A 16,931-nucleotide genomic window follows, 5' to 3' on the forward strand; every position below is an offset into this window, starting at 1 on the left:
AATCTTTTCGGAAAAAGTGGCTAAACTTTTGCGCAAAAGATTAGCCACTTTTTCTGGGAAGATTAGTAACCTTGTCCTTAGAGTACCTAAACCTCCGTCGGGAGGGCCTTCTAACTCCTCTGTCTTCGCCTATAAGAGCGAAGTAAAACCTTTATGTGAAGGCTTCGAACGCTCAATAACCGCCGTACCTTCTAGCTGCGCTTCGTGTAGCTTCGTCAGCCCAAGGGGTACAAGCGTGGCTAGGGCTCCCTCCCATCTTCGAGGCAAAACTAGAGCATGATAACTAGCCTCTCCATGCTTATTCAATGCAAACGAGATCAAAGCCTTCAGAAGATCGCGTCGCGTGGATAGCTAAACTTCCCGAGGACCTTCAGTGAATCTCGGAGGGGTAGATACCAGACTGTCAGCAGGCTATCCTCATTCAAGCTCCAGGTGAACTCTAGGATCTGCGTCCGATGCGCCCTGCGCTCTTCGTCCGAAAACAGATCTTCTATCGGCGCCCTAAACTCATCGTGCCCCTCGGAGAGGATGAAGCTATCCCGTCTCAAGGGGCTGTAGAACTGATCCAGCTCGTCGATGGAGTAGGTATTGGGGGACTTGGAGCGAAGAGTTCTCTCCTGCCCTGAGCCCTTCTGTGAGGAACACGATAGCCCGAGCGAGAGAAGGGTGCTGGCATATAAGATGCTTATCCGCATAGGCTTGCAGGTATAGCTATAGACCAAGGTCTGATTGGATGAATAGAAAAGCTGATTGTCATGAATATCGACACCGAGAGCTAGGCTTAGAGCCAATCTGCTTCTGCTTACAATTGATTGAACTTATTCATGGCGTTCGCTTTAATGTCGTCCGCAATATCGATGTAGGGCTTCATCGCCTTATAGTCGCTGTGCCCTGTCCACTTCATCACGACTTGAGGAGGGATGCCGAGGGCAAGCGCATTACAGATAAAGGTCCGACGACCAGCATGCGTACCAAGCAGAGCATATTTAGGTGTCACTTCATCGATGCGCTCGTTCCCCTTGTAGTAGGTCTGGCGGATAGGTTCGTTGATACCAGCAAGTTCAGCAAGCTCCTTGAGGTACTCATTCATCTTCTGGTTAGTGATCACGGGCAGTGCCTTGTCGTGCTCAAATACCACATCCTGATACTTCTCCAAGATAGCCTTGCTGTGCTTATTGAGCTCGATAACCAGGCTATCAGAAGTCTTAATCGTAGTGATTTCTATATGATCTTCCTTGATGTCGCTTCTTCTGAGATTGTAGACATCTGAGTATCGCAGTCCGGTAAAGCACTGGAAGAGGAAGACATCACGCACACGATCAAGCGACTGCTTTGCTGGAGGGATCTCGAACTCTCGGAGCTTCGTCAGCTCCTCCCAAGTCAAGAAGATGATCTTCTTCTGCGTATCCTTGAGCTTAGGTCTGAAGGTATCGTAAGCATTGTTCCTATGCATTCCCTGGCTGAAGCTCCAACGTAGAAACCACTTCAAGAAGCTGAGCTGCTTCCCGATCGTGCTATTGCGCATCTCGCGTACTTCTCGGAGGTAGCGCACATACTCCGTCAGACCAGCCTCGTTGAAGAAGGAGAAGCTAAGGTCTACTCGGAAGGCTCTAAGGTGATTTTTCACCGCAGCAAACTTCTCATAGGTAGCGTGCGTCCAGTCGTTCTGTCGGCCACAGACACGTACGAACTCATCAAAGGACTTGTAGAACTCTGCCGAAGCATCAGGCTTATCGGAAGTCTGCTCCGCTTCTACGTTGTCAGACCTATGACGGGCATTGAAGGCGCTCTTAACATCGGCGGGGCTTGGCATGACCTCCACCACTTCAAAGCGCTTAAAGACCTCCTGTAGCTCGGTGTAGTAACCCAAGAGCGCAGCGTTGATCTCCGAGGCTGATTGCTTAAGCTTGTTCGTGCATCCGTTCTTTACTCGTTGCTTGTCAGCATCCCATTTAGCCACATCGATACGATAGCCCGTAGTGAACTCTATTCGCTGGGAAGCAAAGTTCACTCGCATGCGGATAGGGACGTTTTCCACGATCAGAACACCGTCCTTCTTCCGGCTCTCCAGAGCAAAGATGATATTACGCTTGATATTCATAATTCTCGGGTGCATAGTTTACACACCCAAAGATACACCCAAATATGGATACGACAAGGGAGATCCCATGATACTCTGCTTTACCCAGAGTGGGAGAATAACAACTGATATATAGCATATTGAATACATTCGATCAGTCGTGAGGGTTCAAGAGAAAGAGCCGCCCTCTCCGCAAAGAGGCTTCAAAGTGGCTGCAAAATGGTCGTCAGAGAAGCCTTCAGAATAAGCAGAACCCTTGTAGGACTAGGCCCTACAAGGGTTCTGCTTTATATCCCAGCAATAGATCCGGGCGCTTAGCACTAGGGGCTAAGCGCCAGTCTTCGGCCAAGATCTGCTACAGAAACTGCTACACAAAAGAAGGCGCAGCAATCGGTGTAGCAGTGAGGACAAGCTGAAGGGCTGCACCGACACAGCCCTTCCTCGATTCGCTGGGGATAGTCCTCGCTCGCGCCTCGTAGCTAAAAAAAGACCACGCCCCGCAGCTTGATACGAGCTGCGGGGCGTGGCCTTTAGAGGTGCTTAGAGCGTGAGGCGAGCGGCCTGCGGATGAAGGCAGGCGCCTCGCGGAGATGGGGCTAGAGGTACTGCTTGAGCGCCTCGCAGTTGGTGCCGTGGCGGAGGCTGCGGACACCCTTCTCCTTGATCTGACGGACGCGCTCGCGGGTCAGGCCGAACTTCAGGCCGATCTCCTCCAGCGTCATCTCGCCGCCGCCGTGTAGGCCGAAGGCCAGCTTGATGATCTCGGCGTCGCGCTGAGGCAGGCTCGAGAGGACGTGGTCGATCTCGCGGGAGAGGGATTCGCGCATCAGCGCCTGGTCGGTCTTGGGCATGTCGTCGCTGCTCATCGTGTCCAGCAGCGTATTATCCTCGCCCTCGGCTAGCGGTGCATCCACCGAGATGGAGCGGCCAGAGATCTTCAGTACCTCCGAGATCTTCTCCTCGGGGATGTCGAGCTCGACGGAGAGCTCCTCGGGGCTAGGCTTGCGCTGGTGCTCCTGCTCGAAGCGGGCGATGGCCTTGGTAATCTTATTGAGCGTCCCCACCTGGTTGAGCGGGAGACGTACGATACGGGCGTTCTCAGCGATGGCCTGGAGGATAGACTGACGGATCCACCACACAGCGTAGGAGATGAACTTGAAGCCTCGCGTCTCGTCGAACTTCTCCGCCGCCTTGATCAGCCCTAGGTTGCCCTCCTCGATGAGGTCGACGAGCTCAAGGCCTTGGTTCTGGTACTGCTTGGCGACAGAGACGACGAAGCGGAGGTTGGCACGCACCATACGGTCCAGAGCACGGCGGTTCCCCTGCTTGATCTTCTGGGCGAGCTCTACCTCCTGGTCTATGGTCAGTAGTTCCTCACGCCCTATCTCCAGCAGGTAGCGGTCTAGGTCCTCAGTACGGCGGGTGATGGTCGCTGCGATCTTGATCTGTCTCATCGTGTATCTCTATGTCTTATATGTCTTCGTCTAAAGTAATGGAGGCCCCAGCGGTGGGGATAGGTCAGGCTAGCGCCTACCGATTCGCTGGGCTCGAAATAGGCGCAAAGATAACAAATATATGCTACACTGAGATGCTAGCGCTAGGCTTCCTCCGTAGTAGAGACAGCTCGCGCGCGGAGAATGTTCACCGAGCTAAGGCGCCGCTCGGGCCAAGCCTAGAAGAGCGTATAGCCGAGGCTAAGCCAAGAGGACGTCGTGCGCAGGCTCGACCTGCGAGGCGCGTCCTGCCAGATGTTGGTGAGGCCCTGCTCGATGCCGAGGCGCAGGAAGAAGCTCCCCAGCTCGAGCTTCGCCGCTAGGTGTAGGGCGAGGTCTCGCTCCTTGAGGCTGAGGCTCGGGCGTTGCCCCTCGGGGAGCCGATAGGGATCGTAGTCCGTCGTGGCAGTCCGCTCGCTGTGGGAGGCGGCGTGGTAGCTGTAGCTGCCACCGAGGGCGCTATTGTAGGACAGACCGAGCTCCCCACTCACGCCCGCCCCAACGAAGGGCACTGCCAGGCGCATCCCCACCGCGACGGGGATGCTGAGGTACTGCAGGCGGAGCTGCTCCGTACCCGTGAGCCCCTGCGCCCCGAGCTCCAGCGGACGGCTGCCCCTACGGCTAAGCTCATTATTGGCCCCGAGCTGCTGATAGTAGAGTCCCGCGGAGACGTAGGTCAAGGGCCCGAGTGAGAGCTCAAGGCCTGCACCAGCCCTTAGCCCTTGGATGCCGCCGAGCGGGCCCGAACTACCCGGCTGCGTCATACGGAGGTTCGCCGAGCTCATCCCGAGCTCGAGGCTAGGCCGTAGGAAGGGGTTCTGCGCCCCCAGCGGGAGGCTGAGGAGGAGCGCCCCCAGGGCCAGGAGCGTACGTAGGCGGATCATAAGAGGGGGCTCTTAGGCTAAGGGTTACGGTCGGGGTACGAGGCCACGACTAGAACCACTTGATCTTACGGAAGAGGAAGAAGGCGATCCCCGAGATCATGGCCGAGACGCAGAAGATGAAGAGGAAGGCCCAGTGCCAGTCCCCTAGGTAGACATCAACGTTCATCCCGAAGAAGCTGGAGATCATCGTCGGTATGGTCAGCACGATGGAGATGCTGGTCATACGCTTCATGATGGTATTGACATTGTTGGAGATGATGTTGGCCGAGGCGTCCATCATGCTGGTCACGATGTCGGTGTAGATATTGATGGTGTTGTAGGCCTGCCTTAGCTCGATACTCACGTCCTCGAAGAGGTCGGGGTCGACCTGGCTGCTGCGCGAGGTCGTGCGCAGACGCCCCAGCATGGCCTCATTCCCACGGATCGAGGTGCTGAAGTAGACGAGCGATCGCTGCAGGCGCATGATGCGCAGCAGGTCCTCATTACGGATGCTCTGCTCTAGCTCCTTCTCCGCACGGTTGATCTCGAGGTACATCAGCTTCAGGTACTTCAGGAACCAGACGGCCGAGGAGTAGATCATGCGTGTGATGAACTCCGTGGGGTTGGTGATGGCGATCCCCTTGCGGCGGATGTGATTGACGAAGTCGGGGAGCATCTGCGTGCGGCGGTAGCAGACCGAGACGATGGCCTTGGGGCCCGAGATGATCCCTATAGGCACCGTCTGGTAGGGCATGCCCTGCCCGCCGCCGTCCATGGGGATGCGGAGGATGGTCAGCAGCCAGTCATCCTCGCGCTCCGCTCGGGGGCGCTCGTCGATATCGGCGATGTCGGAAAGGAATTCGCGGGGAATGCCTAGCTCCTTAGTGAGGAAGAGGAAGTCCTCCTCGTCGGGGCACTCTACATTGACCCAGCACTGGGGCTGGTACTGGCTGATCTCGGGGAGACCGTCCGCTAGGCTCAGGAAGCTCTTCATATACTCGGGGCGAGCCAGCACCTCGTGGCGAAGTGCTGCGCTACTATATATATGTAGTTGGGTGGGGATATAGGGTACAGGGGGATCGTCCATGGGACGGAGCCCCAGACGGGCTGGGGCGGTGGTCTCTCTGGGCGGGCTGTCCCTACATGAGCTCGAGCGTGTCGGGGGACTCTATAGGGTGCAGACGACCAGGAGCAGGCGCATCGTCATGCGCTCATCCGGAGGGAGGGAGTCGTCCATACGCTAGTCTATAGAGTGATACTTGTTCCTTGCGGTCAAGGCGAGCTACCCAGCTCAGAGCCTTGCCTATTGCGAGGCAAAGGTACGAAAAAGCCCCCAGCCGCCAGCCATCGCCCCCACACGCCGCCGCCCCTGCCGCATAATCGTGCCATCGCCCCTGCCTCCACCCTCCCTCCCGAAGGGCAATAAAAAAGCTCACCCCAGCCACGACGGTGACTGGGGTGAGCTAGTGATCCCGACAGGATTCAAACCTGTAACCTTCTGATCCGTAGTCAGATGCTCTATTCAGTTGAGCTACGGAACCCTTTGCCGAGCAGGGCGGCGCGAGACTAAGAGAGTGACTCCGACAGGATTCAAACCTGTAACCTTCTGATCCGTAGTCAGATGCTCTATTCAGTTGAGCTACGGAGCCAATCCTTACACAAGGCCGCTTTAATGCTTTGCGAGTGCAAAGATAAGAACTATTTCGCCTGTCTCCAAATCGCAAGCAAAATTAAGCCTCGACGCAGCCCCTCCTTTTCCTCGATTTCACCGCTCCTTTTCGCCCGACCTTCCCCCTATCTATAGAGAACAGCGCCGAGCTGGCGGAGCAGTGAGCGGAACAAATGGGGAGGCTGCTGTCTAAGGGTAGGCGAGGTCAGCGTCAAGGACAAGAGCTCGACTAGGAGCGAAAGCGAAGGGGAAGACAACGAGAATGGGGCGAGACGACGGGAGGGCCAAAAGTAGAGCGGGACGCCATCCGTAGGATAGCGTCCCGCTCGTGTGACCCCGGTGAGGCTCGAACTCACGACCCAGTGATTAAGAGTCACTTGCTCTACCAACTGAGCTACAGAGTCAAAATGATTTGTGAGCGGAAGTGGTGACCCCGGTGAGGCTCGAACTCACGACCCAGTGATTAAGAGTCACTTGCTCTACCAACTGAGCTACAGAGTCATTTAGGTTGGCGCTTGCCCTCGTCCTACCTTGGCGGGAAGAGGTCTCCGTCACAAATCGAATGCAAAGGTAGAGAAAAATCAGCGAATATCCAAATCAAGCAGCAAAGAGCCCCGCGAGAAAGCTCCGACTAGCCGCTCCCCTTTGCGCGAAGAGCCCGACTACAGTAGCTACGGCAACAAAGCGCGCACTGCGGCAAAGCGAAGCAACTAGGCCTACTACCCCACAGAGCATATAGGAGAGCGGCGCAGCCCAAAGCCGAGCGAAGCAGCTACAAGCAAGGAGCGCAGCGGGGAAGGAGTGTCGCGGAGCGATGCCGTGCGTGACGATAGGACAGCCTCCCCTAAGGGGGAGGGACGCAGCTCGGAAGAGATAAAAGAGACCGCTCGCAGTAGGCATGCACCTACTGCGAGCGGTCGTTTAGGGGAATTGGGGAGGAAGGGTGCTTACTTCACTTCCTCGAAGTCGGCGTCGCTGATGTCCTGGCCGGGCTGCTGGCTGCTGCCGGAGGGCTGCTGTGCGGAGCCTGCCCCGGGCTGAGCCTCAGCGGCACCTGCCTGAGCGTACATCTCGCTGCTAGCGGCCTGGAAGGCAGCCTGCACCTCTTCGCTCGCGGCGTCGATGCCCTCGAGGTTCTGTGCGGCGTGGGCTTCCTTGAGCTTAGCAAGAGCAGCCTCTACCTTGGCCTTGTTGTCGGCCGAGAGCTTGTCACCGAACTCCTTCAGCTGCTTCTCGGTCTGGAAGATCAGGCTGTCGGCGTGGTTGATCTTGGTGATGCGCTCCAGCTCCTTCTTGTCGGCCTCAGCGTTGGCTGCGGCCTCGTCCTTCATGCGCTGGATCTCTGCGTCGGAGAGCCCACTGGAGGCCTCGATGCGGATCTTCTGCTGCTTACCCGTGGCCTTGTCGACGGCGGTGACGTTGAGGATACCGTTGGCGTCGATATCGAAGGTGACCTCGATCTGCGGCGTCTGACGAGGAGCAGGGGCTACCTCGAGCTTGAAGCGACCGATGCTCTTATTGTCCTTGGCCTGCGAGCGCTCGCCCTGCAGGACGTGGATCTCTACCTCGGGCTGATTGTCCACCGCAGTGGTGAAGATCTCGCTCTTCTTGGTAGGGATGGTCGTATTGGCATCGATGAGGCGCGTCATGACACCACCCATCGTCTCGATCCCGAGGGAGAGAGGCGTGACGTCCAGCAGGAGGACATCCTTGATCTCACCGGTGAGGACACCACCCTGGATGGCAGCACCTACGGCGACGACTTCGTCGGGGTTGACACCCTTAGAGGGAGCCTTGCCGAAGATCTTCTCTACGATCTGCTGGATCGCGGGGATACGCGTCGAGCCCCCTACGAGGATGACCTCGTCGATGTCGCTCTTGGAGAGGCCAGCGTCGCGCAGTGCGCTCTCACAGGGAGCGACACAGGCCTGGATGAGGCGGTCGGCAAGCTGCTCAAACTTAGCACGCGTCAGCGTACGCACCAGGTGCTTGGGGATCCCACCTACGGGCATGATGTAGGGCAGGTTGATCTCCGTGCTGGTCGAGCTAGAGAGCTCGATCTTGGCCTTCTCGGCAGCCTCCTTGAGGCGCTGCATGGCCATAGGATCCTCACGCAGGTCTACACCCTCGTCGGCCTTGAACTCGTCGGCCAGCCAGTCGATGATCACGTGGTCGAAGTCGTCCCCACCGAGGTGCGTGTCCCCGTTGGTCGAGCGTACCTCGAAGACCCCGTCACCGAGCTCCAGGATGGAGATATCGAAGGTACCACCCCCGAGGTCGAAGACTGCGATCTTCATGTCCTTGTCGGCCTTGTCGAGGCCGTAGGCCAGAGCGGCAGCCGTAGGCTCGTTGACGATACGGTCGACCTTGAGCCCTGCGATCTCACCAGCCTCCTTGGTAGCCTGACGCTGAGCGTCGTTGAAGTAGGCAGGTACGGTGATCACAGCGTTGGTGACCTCAGCACCGAGGTAGTCCTCGGCCGTCTTCTTCATCTTCTGCAGGATGATGGCCGAGATCTCCTGAGGCGTGTAGAGACGTCCGTCGATGTCGACACGGGGCGTGTCGTTGTCGCCACGGACGACGGAGTAAGGCACACGAGCGATCTCGTCCTTCACCTGAGCGAAGGTCTCACCCATGAAGCGCTTGATGGAGTAGATGGTCTTGGTAGGGTTGGTGATGGCCTGACGCTTGGCAGGGTCACCGACCTTACGCTCGCCACCGTCGATGAAGGCTACGACAGAGGGCGTCGTGCGCTTGCCTTCGCTGTTGGCGATAACGATAGGCTCGTTACCTTCGAGTACAGAGACGCAGGAGTTAGTAGTCCCGAGGTCAATTCCGATAATCTTTCCCATAATGTTCTATTCTTTTTTGTTTGTCTATTTACGTTGTTAGGTCTTGCGAGCGGGGCGGCGGCTCCATGATGTCGCCCGCTTCACCTGAGTTCCCGCGGGTGCTGTCGCGCCACAGCGGGAGGCGGTGAGGGGCTTCATCTATAGGAGTCTAAACTCACACTCACACCCTACTTAAGGCAAAGGCTGTGCCAGCGAGCCGCCTGACGCACTGTCTGCCAAAGTGTCCGCTCTGTCCCTCCCCTACAGCTCCTCACACTGTCATCGCGGCCGTCTCGTGGCCTCTGTGTCGGGCTCAGGCTGGCAGGCAGGCGAAGGAAGGCGGGCGCTGCACCCCAAGGCGGGCCAAGCTCCCCGCTGCCTGGAGGCTAAGCTGAGGGATATCCCTCAGCGCGCCGACGGATACCCATCGGCCTGCTGACGGATAGCACTCAGTCCACTGACTGATATCGGTCCGCACGCCTCGGGCTAAGGAGGCCAAAGCGTCCCAGCCCGCAGCTGCTTGCCCTACCCGCCCGACGAGCATCGCCCGACACAGCGCCCGTACTCCCTCCTATATATACATACGCACGCGCGCAGGCGAGGTGGGGGCGGCTGCCTGAGGCCAGGGGGACAAGCGGGGCGGGTAAAAGACGAGCGCGGCCTAGCACCGTGTGTGCTAGGCCGCGCTTTGCCTTACCCCGGAGGGCTGATGCTGTATGTAGTGCTCTGGGGCTTATTGTTCCTTATGCTTCTCTAGCTTGCGCTTGAGGGCGTCGATACAGAGGTCGACGGCCTCCTCGAAGCTATTGCCCGTCTTCTCGGCGAAGAGATCGGGTCCACCCACCTGGAGCTTGATCGAGGCTTCCTTATTGTTCGACACCTCGGGCTTGACGACCTTGAGCACGACCTCAGCGCGCTGGATATCGTCGGCGAAGCGGTTGAGCTTCTCGAGCTTCTTGTGGATGAATTCCTTCAGCTGGAGGCTAGCATCGAAATGCAGGGCTTGAATGCGGATGTCCATAGTTGTAGCGTAGTTAGTCCCCCGTAGGGGAGGTGAGACCATAGTGGACAAGGTACGGGGCGCTCCCCTCATACCTTCAGTTCAAAGGTAGGTAAAAAGATCCTGAACTGCAAGCCCCTTAGCAGCGCTACCGCGCTCCTCTCGGGAGGGCGGTCCGAGGCGCGAAGTGTAAAAACCTGCACCGAAATGCAGGAATTGTGCAGCTTTGTTTATCTTTGCCCTCGGGAACTCCTCGGAGCCTCCCCCGCTTAACAAACTAATTATCATATAGCAGATGAAGAAATTTGTACTCGGAGTGCTTGCACTCCTCGGCACTACGGGCCTAGCGCAGGCGCAGGACGTCTTTGGCAAGGGTGATAAGATGATCAACCTCGGCCTCGGCCTGGGCTCCAGCTTCGGCTCCCTGAGCCTCCCCCCCATCTCCGCTAGCTTCGACTACGGTGTAGCTGACAACCTCATCAACGGGGACAACGGCTCGATCTCTGTCGGTGCGCAGGTCGGGTTCGCTGGCTCGAAGTATGCCAACATCGGTCTCGTCGGTGCACGTGGTGCCTTCCACTACCAGTTCGCTTCCAAGCTCGACACCTACGCAGGGCTCATGCTGGGCTACAACTACGTGAACTGGAAGACGGGCTACGACGCTAGCTTCTATAGCTACGACAGCTTTGGCTACAACGTGTTCATCGGGGCCCGCTACTTCTTCACCGACAAGATCGGCGCCTTCGCCGAACTCGGCTACGGGATCTCCTACACGACGCTTGGCGCCACCTTCCGCCTCTAAGGTCTATCCCGGGCAGCCACACGGCTAGCCTCCCACATGACGGCGCGCCCCTCATCTCCAGGCTGAGATGAGGGGCGCGCTACATTAAGCGATCAGCCCCAGCCCGAAAGGAGGAGGGCTGAGGCTGCGCAGACAGGTATGTGTATCTCTGGTATTGATACTACACTGTGTGATCTAAGGTCAACGAATGATTGCTTCGAATTGGTACTACAAAGGTCTCTCTTTCCTAGGAGAAGACCAAGCCTAAATAGCTCTGGAAGGGAGATTTAACAAAGGTTTACCGCCCGTCCCCTGGCAAAGAGCGCCCCGCCCGAAGGGACTAGGACAAGCTCTCAGAGCTAAGGAGCTAAGGCCTAGCCCCTTGGGGCGGGGCACAGGGCAGAGGTAAGGCGCGGCTCGGGCTACAAAGGCTTGAGCCTTTTTACAACTATTAGCCCACAAAAAGCGTCCCCCACAGCCCGATCCAGTGATTCGGGGCTGTGGGGGACGCTTGCTAGAGGCTTAGCGCCTCGGGAGGAAGGCCTTTACTTAGGCTTGCTGATGGCCTCGAGCTTGCGCAGGAGCAGCTCGTAGTGCAGGCGCAGCTCGCTGTTCTTGGTCGTGGGGATGACCTTGCGCAGCAGTGCCTCGAGGCGGTACTGCAGGGGCAGATAGAGCACATCGGTATTGTTGATGGCGGCTGTGAAGAGGTCGGCTGGCTCGCCATAGCTAACCCCGAAGTTGAGGAAGCCGCGGCTACCCAGCCCCTCAGCGTGCTCCTCCGTGCCGTGCTGGCGGTCGAAGCTGCACTGATGACTCCCCCCCGACTGCTGGGAGAGCAGGGCGATGAACTCCTCATCCGTCATCCCCTCCTTACGCTCGGGGCGCTCTGCCTCGTAGCCCGTGAGGGCGGCAAGCCCAGCGGGGACGGAGACGCGAGGCGGCGCGCTCTTGCTCGCCAGCTCGGAGGTGTAGGCGCTGATGTAGCGCACGTAGTACTCCTGGAGCTGGAGCTCGGCGGGCGTCAGCTGCTCACGGCCTGCCTGTGTGGGGGCGAAGACACGAGCGAAGACCTCGTCGGCATAGTCCTGCGGAGCGTAGGAGGTCGAGTCGAGGTAGTAGGAGAGATTGAGCGAATTGATATTGCGGATAGCCATAGCACGTGCCATAGCACCGAGGCGTACGAAGGGCGAATCCCCGACGACATCGGTCATCGTCTGCTCCAGCGCCTCGTTGCGCAGGCTGTCGATACTGAGCGCCTGATCCAGCAGCCAGAGGGCGGAGGCACGCTGCTTGTCGCGTGGGACGACCTTGTAGCGTGGCAGACCGCTGGCCTCATCCGTCTGGTAGAGGTAGATCCCAGGGACGTTGATGAAGACATTATTGACGTAGCGCAGCGCCTGATCCGCGATGCCGCGGTAGAGCTGGCTACGGTGCTCGGCCTGCTCGGGCTGGGGGAACCACTCGCCTAGGTGGCTGACGATGTACTTGAGATTCTTGAGTCCCAGCGTGCTGGCAGCTACGGGGTCGTTGGACAGATCCTCCTCGATGGACGAGGGGTCATAGCGCTCCTCCCCTACCTGCTGCAGTCCGTAGCGGTACTCGGGGTCATGGGCGTGCTGATCGATGAGCTTATTCAGCTCGGCCTGCTCGGCTAGGATGTCGCCCTTGCTGTCGGGGAAGTAGCGGTAGGTCCAGTCGATCATGTACTTGTCGTAGGTGCCTACGGTGGGCGGGTCGAGGGTAAGGCCCTTGTCGCCTGGCTGCGCTACGTAGTTGAAGCGCGCGTAGTCCATGATCGAGGGCGTCGTGCCGTGCACGGCGGTGAAGGTAGCTGAGCGCAGCGAGTCGACGCTATAGGCGGCGGAGGCACCCATGTTGTGCATGAAGCCCAGCGTATGCCCGATCTCGTGGGCGATGACGTACTTGAGGCTCTTAGCCATGAGGCTGTCGGGGAGCTTGACGGCACGTACAGCGGGGTCTACCTGAGCGGTCTGGATGAAGCGCCAGTTATTGTTCAGCTTGGAGACATCGCTCCATACGAGCACCGAGGCATTGATGATCTCGCCGCTGCGGGGGTCCGTCCAGCTGGGGCCCATAGCATTCTCGGTGGCGATGGGGATATAGCGGATACAGTTGTACTTGAGGTTGTCGGGATCGAAGCTAGGGTCGTCCTTGGGGAAGTCGCGTACCTCGAGGGCGTCCTTGAAGCCGATGCGCTCGAAGGCCGCATTCCAGCGCAGCGTCCCCTCCTTCATAGCCTCCTTCCAGATCGGGGGGAAGGCGTTGTCGACGTAGAAGACGATGGGCTTGACGGGTCGCACGGCCTCACCGCGCTTGTAGGCAGCGATGTCAGAGGGCACGAGGCGGAAGCGGTGCGCGAAGCGGATGGTCTCGAACTGGCGCGTCTCGGGGTCGTAGCCGCTCTTGCTCGTCTGGAAGACGCCGATGCGCGTATCACTGAGGCGAGGCGTCATGGGCTCCTTCGGCAGGCGTAGGATGGTGAAGGTCGCCCCAAGGGTCACGGGGTAGTCCTTGAGCGGACTGCCGCCTCCCTGCGCCGAGAGCGTCAGGCGGTAGCTGCGGTCGACCTTGATGGAGACATTGTCGTCGAAGCTCTTCACCTCTCGGATATGCGTCAGCTCACCCAGCGGACGGGCGTTGATGCTGTAGCGCCCGACACTGCGCGCTAGGAGGCGGAAGTACTTCTGGTCCGTCGTGAAGAGGTTCGTCACGTCGACGACGACGGTCGTCTTGTCCTTGTTCCAGGCACGGATGGGGAACTTGTACAGCGCCAGATCCGTGTAGCTCTGCTGCAGGCGTGCGCGCTCTGCCTTCCCCTGATGCGGGGAGATCAGATGGGGCTCGCTATTGACCGCCTCGAGGACGATAGCGCTGTCGCGCTGGGCGAAGCGCATGTGCACGGGGTTGCTGTTCTTGAAGCCCACCATGCCGAGCTGGGGGTTGGAGATCGAGGAGAGCGTCACTCCGATGAGGATCTCCTCCCCGATGGTCTTGGTGGGGATCTCGAGGTAGAGCTGGTTGTCGGTCTTGTGCAGGGTAAGGAAGGAGCCGCGGGCAGACTCGATCTTCTCCGCCCCGACGATACGCTCGTAGGCGCTCTTCTGGGGCGGGGTCGTCTGCTCGGTCTTGGCCTTCTTCTTCCGCTTGAGGAAGTCGAAGATCCCCGCATGGGCGCTGAGCGGCGCTGCCACGAGGGCGGCCGCCAGCGCTAGGAGGGATAGTTGCTTATGTCTGATCATCGGATTACTTCTTTGCGTCTAGGAAACGAGCCACCTTGAAGGCGAGGGTCTGGTAGTGGGCCTTGAGTACCTGGTCCGTGGTCGAGGCCGCACGCTGCTCGAGGACGGGGCGCAGGCGACGCAGCTGGTCGTAGTAGTAGAGCTCCGACTTATCGAGGGTGGGGACGTTGGCCATAGGATAGATGCTGGCCGAGGGGTTACTGCCGCCGTAGCTCGACTGACTGGAGCGCGCTGCCGTGTAGTCGAGCTCGGAGGGTAGGCCGCCGACGAGCTGCAGGGCCTTGAGCTCAGCGCGGGGCGAGGCAAAGCCCGTCGTCATCGCAGGGGCTGCAGCACGGGGATTATTGACCGTGGCGATGCTCTTGTCGATGTAGGAGGCCTGCATGAGGCGCTCCATGTGGTTAAGCGGACGGCCTGCGAGCGTGCTGCCCCATACAGCCTGATAGAAGTCGGCGAAGTACTCCCCGAGGCTGTAGCTCTTGGGATCCACCTGCGCGGCGATGATGACACGCGAGCGGAGGTTCAGGAGATCGTTATTGAGGAACTCCAGGAGCTGGTCGTAGTAGCTGACGTTGATGAAGAGGCGACGCTCCAGCTGACGATCGGCGTAGCGCTGGAAGTTCTTAGCCTCGTTCAGCACCCAGAGGAAGGCCTCACGCTGCTTGGCCTTGGGGACGACCTGGTAGCGTGGCGTGCCAGGAGCGACGCGCTCCTCACGGCAGACCACCCCGCCCACCAGGGCCATCACATTCTTGAACACCAGGTAGTGGCGCTGTGCGAGGGCCAGATACAGGGCGGTCTTCTTACGGCTGTCGGGATCGTTCTTGATCCAGTCCGAGAGGTGCGCCTGGATGTAGGCGAGATTCTTCAGCTCGAGCGAAGCCGCACGCAGGGGATCGTTGCCGAGGTCCTCGACGCGTACGGTGGGGTCGACGGAGTAGCGCTGCTCGGGGGCGTAGCGGAAGCGGGCATCGCCTGCCTTCTTATCCACCATCGCCAGCAGCTCCTTGGCCTCGCGGGCGGGGTCGCCCCCGAGCTGATCGTAGTAGCGGTAGCCCCAGTTGACGGCATAGAGGTCATAGGGACCGACCTCGCTATTGACCAGGCGCAGCCCCTTGTCCCCAGCCTGCGCTAGGAAGTTGTAGGGTGCACCATCAAGGACGGAGGCGCTGAGGCCATTGGCCTGCGTGAAGGAGGCCGAGCGTAGCTGATCTACGGTGTAGGCAACCGAAGCGGCATAGTTGGGCAGCAGCCCGAGCACCTTCCCCAGACGCTGCGTGACCAGCGCGGAGAGCGACTCGAAGAAGAGTTCATCCGACAGGCGCGCCGAGCGTACAGCGGGGTCAGCGGCAGCCGTAGCGACGAAGCGCTGCTTGTGCAGGGTGGTCTCTACATTATTAAATACCGCGATGGTAGCGCCCGTGATCTCGCCCGTACGGGGGTCGACCCAGGTGCTGGTGGTGACATCAGCCTGCGTATTGGGCACGTAGCGGATGCAGTTGTACTCGATGTTGTCGGGGTCGAAGTTCTTATCCTTCGGGTAGTCGAGGACCTCGAGGACGTTCTTGAAGCCAGCGGCCTCGAAGGCCTTGTTCCAGCGCAGTACGCCCTGGCGGATGGGTGCCGACCAGCCGGCAGGCATGTTGGGGTCGATGTAGAAGGTGATCTTGCGCTCGGGCTCGGTGAGGATGCCCTTGGCATAGGCCTTCTTGTCACGAGGCACGAGCTGCCAGCGATGGGCTAGGTAGACAGGCTCGCTCTGGTCGAGGTGATCGGGGAAGGATACCTGACGGCTCGTCTCGTAGCCTACACGTGCATCGGCCAGACGGGGGATAGCCGTCGAGGCCGTAGCGGGCATGATGGTATAGGTGACCTCGGTCGTGACGGGCATATCACGCGCCACGGTCATCAGTCCCATGAGGCTGATCGTGAGCGCGTGTGCCTGCTCGACCTTGATCGAGGCATTGGTATCGAAGGCCTTGATCCCACGCACGAAGGTCAGCGAGCTATTCTGCGAGCTCGAGATGCGGAAGGCACCCTGCTGCTCGGGGATAACCTTGAAGAAGGGGCTCCCACCGCCGACGAGCGAGGAGATACGGAGCACCACGGCCGAGCTATCGGACTTGTAGACCTCGGGGCGGAAGGACTCCACCGTCTGGTCACGGTAGTTCAGATCCAGCGCCTCCTGCAGCTGACGCGAAGCGTCGCGGCGGTAGACGATGGTATTGGGAGTCTTCATCACCAGCACACTGTCCTGGCGCTCGAAGCGGAAGACGAAGGGTTCCGAGCTACGCGAGCCTACGGGCAGGTAGTCGGGGTCCGTCGTGGAGGTGATCGTCGCCCCCATGATCAGCTCCTTGCCGAGGTACTTGGTAGGCAGCTCGAGGTAGACCTCCCCATTCATCTTATGCAGGGTGACGAACTTCCCGCTCACCGTCTCGACCTTCTTGTCCTTAAAGAAGCGGGTGTAGGGATCGTTCTTCTTGTCTTCCTTCTTCTTGTCTTCCTTCTTGGGCGCGGGCTTGGTGTCCTGCTGGCTCGCAGCAGGCTTAGCAGCCTTGGCCGCCAGGCTGTCTACCTTGGGCGAGGCCACCAGCACCAGCGAGGAGCTTAGTGCGAGGCCAGCTGTCAGCAGATAGCGGATGCTTCTCTTGTGCATGTAGTCTATGTTCTTGTTGGGTTCTAATTTGCTTGTCTGCCCCAGCCTAGGGGCGTGCCTATCCAAGGGCGCTAAGATAGCCATTTTTTGCCTGGACGAGCACTGCGACTGCGGTCTCCACGAAGCGCCCCTCTAGGGGGAGCGCCGCCGAGGGATATCAGTCAGCGCCGTGAGGGACGTCCGTGAGGCCGCTGAGGGGTATCCGTGGCGGGTGCTGAGGGATATCCATCAGAGAGGGGCTACCAGGGGATCGCCTCGTAGCCCCTTCCCTTAGGGGAGCTCGAGGAGGCCT

The 16,931-nt window shown here is 59.3% G+C and carries 10 protein-coding genes and 4 tRNA genes; 1 reads left to right on the forward strand and 13 read right to left on the reverse strand.

Annotated elements, in window-relative coordinates:
• Positions 1-326: 326 nt before the first annotated feature.
• From Q0248_RS04805 to raiA, 11 genes are all read right to left on the reverse strand, one after another.
• Positions 327-695: a hypothetical protein gene (locus Q0248_RS04805; protein ID WP_299320345.1), complete on the reverse strand. Its 369-nt coding sequence runs from the start codon at positions 693-695 to the stop codon at positions 327-329.
• A 107-nt stretch (positions 696-802) separates the two neighbouring features.
• Entirely contained in the window at positions 803-2,101 is a 1,299-nt protein-coding gene (locus Q0248_RS04810; RefSeq protein WP_299320347.1) for a site-specific integrase, read from the reverse strand.
• A gap of 575 nt (positions 2,102-2,676) precedes the next feature.
• Complete coding sequence (locus Q0248_RS04815; protein ID WP_211788684.1) at positions 2,677-3,534, reverse strand: sigma-70 family RNA polymerase sigma factor; 858 nt, start codon at positions 3,532-3,534, stop codon at positions 2,677-2,679.
• Positions 3,535-3,752: 218 nt separating this feature from the next.
• Positions 3,753-4,457 carry an outer membrane beta-barrel protein gene (locus Q0248_RS04820; RefSeq protein ID WP_299320351.1) on the reverse strand — a complete coding sequence of 235 codons (705 nt, stop codon included), beginning with the start codon at positions 4,455-4,457 and terminating at the stop codon, positions 3,753-3,755.
• A 49-nt stretch (positions 4,458-4,506) separates the two neighbouring features.
• Positions 4,507-5,430 (reverse strand): magnesium transporter CorA family protein, encoded by a 924-nt coding sequence (locus Q0248_RS04825; RefSeq protein ID WP_299320493.1) that lies wholly within the window; start codon positions 5,428-5,430, stop codon positions 4,507-4,509.
• A gap of 473 nt (positions 5,431-5,903) precedes the next feature.
• Positions 5,904-5,977: transfer RNA gene (locus tag Q0248_RS04830), tRNA-Arg, on the reverse strand.
• Positions 5,978-6,011: 34 nt separating this feature from the next.
• Positions 6,012-6,085, reverse strand: a tRNA-Arg gene (locus tag Q0248_RS04835).
• 351 nt (positions 6,086-6,436) lie between these two features.
• A tRNA-Lys gene (locus Q0248_RS04840) sits at positions 6,437-6,509 on the reverse strand.
• 21 nt (positions 6,510-6,530) lie between these two features.
• Positions 6,531-6,606: transfer RNA gene (locus tag Q0248_RS04845), tRNA-Lys, on the reverse strand.
• A gap of 446 nt (positions 6,607-7,052) precedes the next feature.
• Positions 7,053-8,957 carry a molecular chaperone DnaK gene (gene dnaK / locus Q0248_RS04850; protein WP_299320354.1) on the reverse strand — a complete coding sequence of 635 codons (1,905 nt, stop codon included), beginning with the start codon at positions 8,955-8,957 and terminating at the stop codon, positions 7,053-7,055.
• 712 nt (positions 8,958-9,669) lie between these two features.
• Positions 9,670-9,957 (reverse strand): ribosome-associated translation inhibitor RaiA, encoded by a 288-nt coding sequence (gene raiA / locus Q0248_RS04855; RefSeq protein ID WP_299320357.1) that lies wholly within the window; start codon positions 9,955-9,957, stop codon positions 9,670-9,672.
• Positions 9,958-10,231: 274 nt separating this feature from the next.
• Between raiA and Q0248_RS04860 the strand changes: the two genes are divergently transcribed.
• A complete protein-coding gene (locus Q0248_RS04860; protein ID WP_299320360.1) occupies positions 10,232-10,738 on the forward strand; it encodes a hypothetical protein in 507 nt (168 codons plus the stop codon).
• A gap of 524 nt (positions 10,739-11,262) precedes the next feature.
• Here the strand turns inward: Q0248_RS04860 and Q0248_RS04865 are convergent.
• Both Q0248_RS04865 and Q0248_RS04870 read right to left on the reverse strand, forming a co-directional pair.
• A complete protein-coding gene (locus tag Q0248_RS04865) occupies positions 11,263-13,980 on the reverse strand; it encodes a zinc-dependent metalloprotease (protein ID WP_299320361.1) in 2,718 nt (905 codons plus the stop codon).
• A 4-nt stretch (positions 13,981-13,984) separates the two neighbouring features.
• Positions 13,985-16,639, reverse strand: coding sequence for a zinc-dependent metalloprotease (locus tag Q0248_RS04870; protein ID WP_299320364.1), 2,655 nt, complete (start codon positions 16,637-16,639; stop codon positions 13,985-13,987).
• Positions 16,640-16,931 lie beyond the last annotated feature (292 nt).

Origin of the sequence: uncultured Porphyromonas sp. (assembly GCF_938046015.1) — a bacterium.
Taxonomy (GTDB): domain Bacteria; phylum Bacteroidota; class Bacteroidia; order Bacteroidales; family Porphyromonadaceae; genus Porphyromonas.